The 7,501-nt window shown below is 73.2% G+C and carries 5 protein-coding genes; 4 read left to right on the top strand and 1 reads right to left on the bottom strand.

Annotated features, from left to right (window positions below):
- Positions 1–1,797: beta-N-acetylhexosaminidase (locus EAD96_RS10295; RefSeq protein ID WP_121684110.1), on the bottom strand; the 1,797-nt coding region annotated here is incomplete at its 3' end.
- Positions 1,798–2,108: 311 nt separating this feature from the next.
- Here EAD96_RS10295 and ppdK point away from each other — a divergent pair.
- The 4 genes from ppdK (at position 2,109) to EAD96_RS10275 (ending at position 7,497) form a co-directional block, all read left to right on the top strand.
- A complete protein-coding gene (gene ppdK, locus EAD96_RS10290; protein WP_121684108.1) occupies positions 2,109–4,817 on the top strand; it encodes a pyruvate, phosphate dikinase in 2,709 nt (902 codons plus the stop codon).
- Positions 4,818–4,934: 117 nt separating this feature from the next.
- The gene (locus EAD96_RS10285; protein WP_120568537.1) at positions 4,935–5,288 is read left to right on the top strand and encodes a VOC family protein; all 354 of its coding nucleotides are present in this window, start codon (positions 4,935–4,937) and stop codon (positions 5,286–5,288) included.
- A 106-nt stretch (positions 5,289–5,394) separates the two neighbouring features.
- Positions 5,395–6,621, top strand: coding sequence for a deoxyguanosinetriphosphate triphosphohydrolase (locus tag EAD96_RS10280; protein ID WP_121684107.1), 1,227 nt, complete (start codon positions 5,395–5,397; stop codon positions 6,619–6,621).
- A gap of 39 nt (positions 6,622–6,660) precedes the next feature.
- On the top strand, positions 6,661–7,497 hold the full coding sequence (locus tag EAD96_RS10275; protein WP_121684106.1) for a siderophore-interacting protein: 837 nt from the start codon (positions 6,661–6,663) through the stop codon (positions 7,495–7,497).
- Positions 7,498–7,501: the final 4 nt, after the last annotated feature.

Raw genomic sequence — 7,501 nt, 5'->3', positions numbered from 1 at the left:
GAGTTCGGGGGAGGGGTGGAAGGTGATGCCGGCTGTGGTCCAGCGCGGGCCCTGGGCGGCCAGCCGGCTGCGGAACCGGGACCAGTCGTGCGTCTCGCGGGGTGACCAGCCGAGTTCGGCGACTGCGGGCAGGCGCGGGAAGAGCATGAACTCGACCTCGGCGATCGTCGTGACCGACTCGGTCCACAGCGGCGCCTCCACGCCCAGCACCGCCTCGGCCGGCACACCCCGCACGTGCGTGGCCGGATCCCACTCGTACGCGCGGCGCACGTCGATCAGACCGGCCCAGTCGTGTCCGATCGGGGTGTCCGGGGCGTACTTCATGTCCAGGTACGCGTGGTTGCCGGGGGAGAGGATCAGCCGGGCGCCCCGGCGTACCGCGTCGGCGGTCTCCGGGTCGTCACCGTTCGTGCCCCACCACTGCAGGACGCGCCCGTCGACGTGTTCGGCCGGGGCGAGCTGGTGCCAGCCGACGACTGTCTTGCCGGTGGCGGCGACCAGCCGCTGCGCCCGCGCCACGAACGCGCGGTAGCTGTCGGCGGGCACCTTGAACGCCTCGTCGCCGCCGAGGTGCAGCCACGGCCCGGGCGTCAGCGCGGCCACCTCGCCGACCACGTCCGCGACGAAGGCGTACGTCCGCTCGTCGGCGGGGTCGACGAAGCTGAACCCGACCTCGGTGCCGGTGTACGGCGGCGGCGCGACCTTGCCGGGCGCCAGTTCGGGGTACGCGACCAGCGCCGCGTTGGTGTGGCCCGGCAGGTCGATCTCGGGCACCACTGTGACGTGGCGGCGGGCGGCGTACGCGACGATGCGGCGGTAGTCGTCCCGGGTGTACCAGCCGCCCGGGCCGTCCCCGACAGCGGTCGCGCCGCCGACCTCGGTGAGCCGGGGCCAGGAGTCGACGGCGATCCGCCAGCCCTGGTCGTCGGTGAGGTGCAGGTGCAGGTGGTTGAGCTTGTAGCGGGCCAGGTGGTCGACCACCCGCAGCACGTCCTCGACCGGGAAGAAGTGGCGGGCGACGTCGAGCATGGCGCCCCGGTAGGGGAAGCGCGGCCGGTCGACGATCGTGCCGCCGGGCACCGCCCAGCGCACCACGACAGGGGCCGGGCTCTCGATCGGCGCGGGTAGCAGCTGCCGCAGCGTCTGCGCGCCGTGGAACAGCCCGGCGGGGGTGCCGGCGGTGATCCGGACGCCGTCGACGGTCACGTCGAGGCGGTAGCCCTCGTCCCCGAGCCCGGCGTCGTCCGGCCCGGCGGTGCGGGCCGTCGCGCCGGACGGCTCACCGCCCGCCACATCAGCCGCCTCCCGGCCCGTGGACGCCGGCCCGGACGCGACCGCGCCGCTCGGCACGGCGGCGTCCGCCGGGGACAGCGTGAGCGTCAGCGGGCCGCCCTCGGTGGTGTCGGCGACCGGGAGCGGGAAGCCGGTGGCCGGGCGCAGCCAGCCGGCGAGCTGTTCGGCGACGTCCCGCGCGGCGGGGCTGACCCGCAGCACCGCGTCCGCGCTCAGCGTGAAGTCGCCGGCCGGGTCCGGGAGCACCTGCCCGGGTGCCGGCACCACGTCGCCCAGCCGGACCGCCGCCGGTCCGGCGAGCGTCCCGGCGGCCCGGCCCGCGGCGACCCGGGCCAGCTCGGCCGCGGGCGCCGGCACACCGGGCAGCCCTTCACCAGGGGTCGGCAACGAAGCCGCGGACGGCGCCGAAGCCGTGTACGGCGGAACTGCGCCGGAGGACGGGCTGGTGGGGCGGGTGTCGGTCGGCTCCGGCCCGGTCTCCGGGGCGGCGGGGTTGGTCTGCACGGCGACGACTCCGAGGGGTGTATTCGCGCGGGATATGGCAAAGGTCAGGTTCCGCGAGATGCAGTGACGTCAAGAGTACGAGAGGACTCGGAATTGCGTGATCGTGCTCGTGGAAGCGTTCCCAAAAACCCGTACGAACGCGGATTGTGGTGACCGTTGTGCCGAAAGTCACCGAACGCTCCCAGGTTTCTCGAAACTCGCCTAGCCTTCGCCCCACCGACGCTGACGAGCCGGGATTACCGGTGGTCACTACCGGGGTATGTCCGAACTGAACCTTCGTTAAGTGTCAATGGCGCGCGTGGGAGGCTCTGGTGGCAGCGCACGATCCGGTCGAGCAGAAGTACGTCTACGACTTCGCCGAGGGCAACAAGGATCTCAAGGATCTGCTCGGCGGCAAGGGGGCCAACCTGGCCGAGATGACGAATCTCGGCCTGCCGGTTCCGCCCGGCTTCACGATCACCACAGAGGCCTGCAAGGCGTACCTGACGACCGGGCGCGAGCCGGACGGCCTGGCCGCGCAGATCGAGGCGCACCTGGAGTCGCTGGAGCGCGAGATGGGCCGGCGCCTCGGCGACCCGGACGACCCGCTGCTGGTCTCGGTACGCTCCGGCGCCAAGTTCTCCATGCCGGGCATGATGGAGACCGTCCTCAACGTGGGACTCAACGACCGAAGCGTGGTCGGCCTGAGCAACCAAGCGGGTGGGAACGACAGGTTCGCCTGGGACTCCTACCGGCGACTGATCCAGATGTTCGGCAAGACCGTCTGCGAGGTGCCGGGCGAGGAGTTCGAGCACGCGCTGGACGAGATCAAGCGCGCCAAGGGCACGCACAACGACCTCGACCTGGACGCCGACGACCTGCGCGGGCTGGTCGACGCGTACAAGCAGATCTTCGCCAAGCACACCGGCCGCGAGTTCCCGCAGGAGCCGCGCGAGCAACTCGACCTCGCCATCCGCGCGGTCTTCGACTCGTGGAACGCGGAGCGGGCGATCCTCTACCGCCGGCAGGAGCGCATCCCGGCCGACCTGGGCACCGCCGTCAACGTGGTGACGATGGTCTTCGGCAACCTCGGCCCCGACTCCGGCACCGGCGTCGCGTTCACCCGCGACCCCGGCAGCGGCGCGCAGGGCATCTACGGCGACTACCTCGCCAACGCCCAGGGCGAGGACGTGGTGGCCGGCATCCGCAACACGGTGCCGTTGCAGGAGCTGGAGCAGCTCGACAAGACGTCCTACGACCAGCTGCTCGGCATCATGGCCCGGCTGGAGGAGCACTACAAGGACCTCTGCGACATCGAGTTCACCATCGAGCGCGGCAAGCTCTGGATGCTCCAGACCCGGGTCGGCAAGCGCACCGCCGCCGCCGCGTTCGTCATCGCCGGGCAGCTGGTCGACGAGGGCCTGATCGACCTGGACGAGGCGCTGCATCGGGTCAACGGCGCGCAGCTCGCCCAGCTCATGTTCCCGCGCTTCCAGCTCGACCACGAGTTCGAGCCGGTCGCCAAGGGCATCGGCGCCTCCCCGGGCGCGGCGTCCGGCAAGGTGGTCTTCACCTCGGCGCGCGCGGTCGAGCTGGCCGCCGAGGGGGAGTCGGTGATCCTGGTCCGCCGGGAGACCAACCCGGACGACCTCAACGGCATGATCGCCGCCAAGGGCATCCTGACCTCCCGGGGCGGCAAGACCAGCCACGCCGCGGTGGTGGCCCGCGGCATGGGCAAGACCTGCGTCTCCGGCGCCGACGAGCTGGACGTCAACGTGCCGGCGAAGAAGTTCACAGTGGGCGACCACGTGGTGAGCGAGGGCGACGTGGTCTCGATCGACGGCACTACCGGCAAGGTCTACCTCGGCGAGGTGCCGGTCATGCCGTCCGAGGTGGTGCAGTACTTCGAGGGCGAACTCGATCCGGAGAACACCGACGACGCGCTGGTCCGCTCCGTACACCGGATCATGACGCACGCCGACGCCGCGCGGCGGCTGCGGGTCCGCACGAACGCCGACACCGGCGCGGACGCGGCCCGGGCGCGGCGCTTCGGCGCCGAGGGCATCGGCCTGTGCCGCACCGAGCACATGTTCCTCGGTGACCGGCGCGAGCTGGTCGAGCGGCTCATCCTGGCCTCCGGGGAACGGGAGCGGGAGGACGCGCTCGCCGCGCTGCTGCCGTTGCAGCGGGCCGACTTCATCGAGATCTTCCGCGAGATGGACGGCCTGCCGGTCACCGTGCGGCTGATCGACCCGCCGCTGCACGAGTTCCTGCCCCCGCTGGAGCAGCTCGCGGTGAACGTCGCGGTCGCCCAGGAGCGCGGCGAGGACGTCGCGAAGGAGGAGGCGCTGCTCGCCGCCGTGCGGCGGATGCACGAGGAGAACCCGATGCTGGGCCTGCGCGGCGTCCGGCTCGGCCTGGTCATCCCGGGCCTGTTCGCCATGCAGGTCCGCGCGATCGCGGAGGCCGCCGTCGCGGTCGTCCGCGACGGCGGCACGGCCTGCCCGGAGATCATGGTGCCGCTGGTCGGGGCCGTGCAGGAGCTGGAGACGGTACGCGCCGAGGCCGAGCGGATCATCGCCGAGGTGGTCGGGGACAGCGGCGTCGAGGTGCTGATCGGCACGATGATCGAGGTGCCCCGGGCGGCGCTGACCGCCGGGCAGATCGCCGAGGCGGCCGAGTTCTTCTCCTTCGGCACCAACGACCTGACCCAGATGGGCTGGGGCTTCTCCCGCGACGACGTGGAGGGCGCGTTCTTCTGGCGTTACCTGGAGCTGGGCATCTTCGGCATCTCGCCGTTCGAGTCGATCGACACCGACGGCGTCGGCCGGCTGGTCCGCATCGCCGCCGAGGAGGGCCGGGCGGCCCGTCCGGGGCTGAAGCTCGGCGTCTGCGGCGAGCACGGCGGTGACCCGGACTCGGTGCACTTCTTCCACTCCGTCGGGCTGGACTACGTCTCCTGCTCGCCGTTCCGGGTGCCGGTGGCCCGGCTGGAGGCGGGCCGCGCGGCCATCACCACCACGGGTTCGGACTCCCGTTGAGGAGGGCGCGGGGTCGCCGGTGCCCGCCGGCGGCCCCGCGTACCGCCCGGCGCGCCTTTCCGGTCTCCTCGGCGTAACCTGAGCTTCCGCCGCGTGTCGATCAGGAGGGGTGTCCACATGACCGCCGTCTGGGAGAACCTGGTAGTCGACGCCCGGGATCCGTCCCGGCTCGCCAGTTGGTGGGCGGAGGCACTCGGCTATCAGGTGATCACCGACAAGCCGGACGAGGTGGAGATCCGCCGGACTCCCGACACGCTGCCCGGTCTCGTCTTCGTCCCGGTCGCCGGGCCGAAGGAGGGGAAGAACCGGCTGCACATCGACCTGCGCCCGGCCGACATGGAGGCCGAGGTGGAGCGCCTGGTCGACATGGGTGCCCGGCACGTCGACATCGGCCAGGGAGACGTGGAGTGGACGGTGCTCGCCGATCCGGAGGGCAACGAGTTCTGCGTGCTCCGGGAGCGCGAGGAGTGAGCCGGTCTTGCGAGCCCCGCAGTCGCGACCTTGGCGGTCCGGGAGCGCGAGGAGTGAGCCGGTCTTGCGAGCCCCGCAGTCGCGACCATCTGCGTATCCGGGAGAAATGAGCGACGCGGCGCGGCTGGTCGACGAGGCGCCCAAGGACACCGGGTACGGCCGGTCGCCGTTCGAGCGGGACCGCGCCCGCGTGCTGCACTCGGCGGCGTTCCGCCGGCTCGCCGCGAAGACGCAGGTGCACACCGCCGGGACGAACGACTTCCTGCGTACCCGGCTGACCCACTCGCTGGAGGTCGCGCAGATCGCCCGCGAGATGGGCGCCCGGCTGGGCTGCGACCCGGACGTGGTGGACACCGCCGGGCTGGCGCACGACCTGGGTCACCCGCCGTTCGGGCACAACGGCGAGTACGCGCTGGACGAGCTGGCCGCCGCCTGCGGCGGATTCGAGGGCAACGCGCAGACGCTGCGGGTGCTCACCCGGCTGGAGGCCAAGGTGTTCACCCCGGACGGGCGCTCGGCCGGGCTGAACCTGACCCGGGCCGCGCTGGACGCGGTCAGCAAGTACCCGTGGCCGCGCCGTCCCGGCGAGCGCAAGTTCGGCGTGTACGCCGACGACCGCCCGGTCTTCGACTGGCTGCGCGAGGGCGCCCCGCCCGGCGCCCGGCGCTGCCTGGAGGCCCAGGTGATGGACTGGGCCGACGACGTGGCGTACTCGGTGCACGACGTCGAGGACGGCATCCACGGCGGGTACGTGGACCTGCGCCCGCTGCTGGCCGACGCGGACGAGCGGCGGGCCCTCTGCGCCGACGTGGCCGCCGCCTACTCCGGTGAGGCGCCGGAGGATCTGGGCGAGGTGCTCGCCGACCTGCTGGCCGATCCGGTGCTCGCGCCGCTGGCCGCGTACGACGGCAGCCACCGCGCTCTCGCCGCGTTGAAGGCCACCACCAGCGTGCTCACCGGCCGGTTCGTGGCCGGCGTGGTGGCCGCGACCGAGCAGCGCCACGGTCCGGGCCCGCACCGCCGCTACGCCGCCGACCTGGAGGTGCCGCGCCGGATCCGGGCGCAGTGCGCGCTGCTCAAGGGCATCGCGCTGCGGTACGTGATGCGCCGTCCCGGCGCCGAGGGCCGCTACGCCCGGCAGCGCGACGTGCTGACCGGGCTGGTCGCGGTGCTGCTGGACCGGGCGCCCGACGCGCTCGACCCGGTGTTCGCGCCGCTGTGGCGGGACGCGGCGGACGACGCCGCGCGGCTGCGCGTGGTGATCGACCAGGTCGCCTCGCTCACCGATCCGGCCGCGCTGGCCTGGCACGCCCGGCTGGTGTCGCCAAGCTGACCGGATCACCCCGGCGGAGCTTAGGCTAGCCTAAGCAGCATGACGGATCGCCCGAAGAAGCTCACCGCCGCGACGGTCGTCCGGACCACGCGGCCCACCCCACACCTGATCCGCCTGGTCCTGGGCGGCGCCGAGCTGGCCGGGCTGCCGGTGGGCGCGTACACCGACCACTACGTGAAGTTCGTCTTCCCGCCGGCCGGGGTGACCTACCCGTACCCGGTCGACCTGGCCACCATCAAGCGGGAGTTCCCGGCGGAGCAGTGGCCGCGCCTGCGCGCGTACACGGTCCGGGCCTGGGACGCCGCGGCCGGTGAGATGACGGTGGACGTGGTGCACCACGGCGACGAGGGTCTGGCCGGTCCGTGGGCGGCGGCGCTGCGTCCGGGCGACCGGGTGTTGTTCGCCGGGCCGGGCGGCGCGTACGCGCCGGACCCGGCCGCCGACTGGCACCTGCTGGCGGGTGACGAGAGCGCGCTGCCGGCCATCGCCGCCGCCCTGGAACGGCTGCCGGCGGGCGCGGCCGCCAAGGTATACGTCGAGGTCGGCGGCCCGGCCGACGAGCTGCCCCTGACCAGCGCGGGCGAGGTCGAGGTGTGCTGGCTGCACCGGGACGGGCGCCCGTACGGCGAGCCGCTGGTCGAGGCGGTCCGGGCGCTGGAGTTCCCGCCCGGCCGGGTGCACGCGTTCGTGCACGGCGAGGCCGGCGCGATGAAGGAGCTGCGCCGGCTGCTGCGCGTCGAGCGCGGCGTGCCCCGGGGCGACCTGTCCATCTCCGGTTACTGGCGGCGCGGCATGGACGACGAGGGCTGGCGGTCCACCAAGCCGGCCTGGAACGCCGCCGTGGAGGCCGAGGAGGCCGCCGCCGTGGCGGCCTGACGCG

The sequence above is a fragment of the Micromonospora sp. BL1 genome (assembly GCF_003667485.1).
Taxonomy (GTDB): Bacteria; Actinomycetota; Actinomycetes; order Mycobacteriales; family Micromonosporaceae; genus Micromonospora; species Micromonospora tulbaghiae.
This window is presented reverse-complemented; position numbering and strand designations above follow the sequence as displayed.

Excerpts from the sequence above, each read along its gene's own strand:
- EAD96_RS10285 (WP_120568537.1), top strand. The coding sequence starts at position 4,935 with ATGACCGCCGTCTGGGAGAACCTGGTAGTCGACGCCCGGGATCCGTCC.
- EAD96_RS10280 (WP_121684107.1), top strand. The coding sequence starts at position 5,395 with ATGAGCGACGCGGCGCGGCTGGTCGACGAGGCGCCCAAGGACACCGGG.
- EAD96_RS10275 (WP_121684106.1), top strand. The coding sequence starts at position 6,661 with ATGACGGATCGCCCGAAGAAGCTCACCGCCGCGACGGTCGTCCGGACC.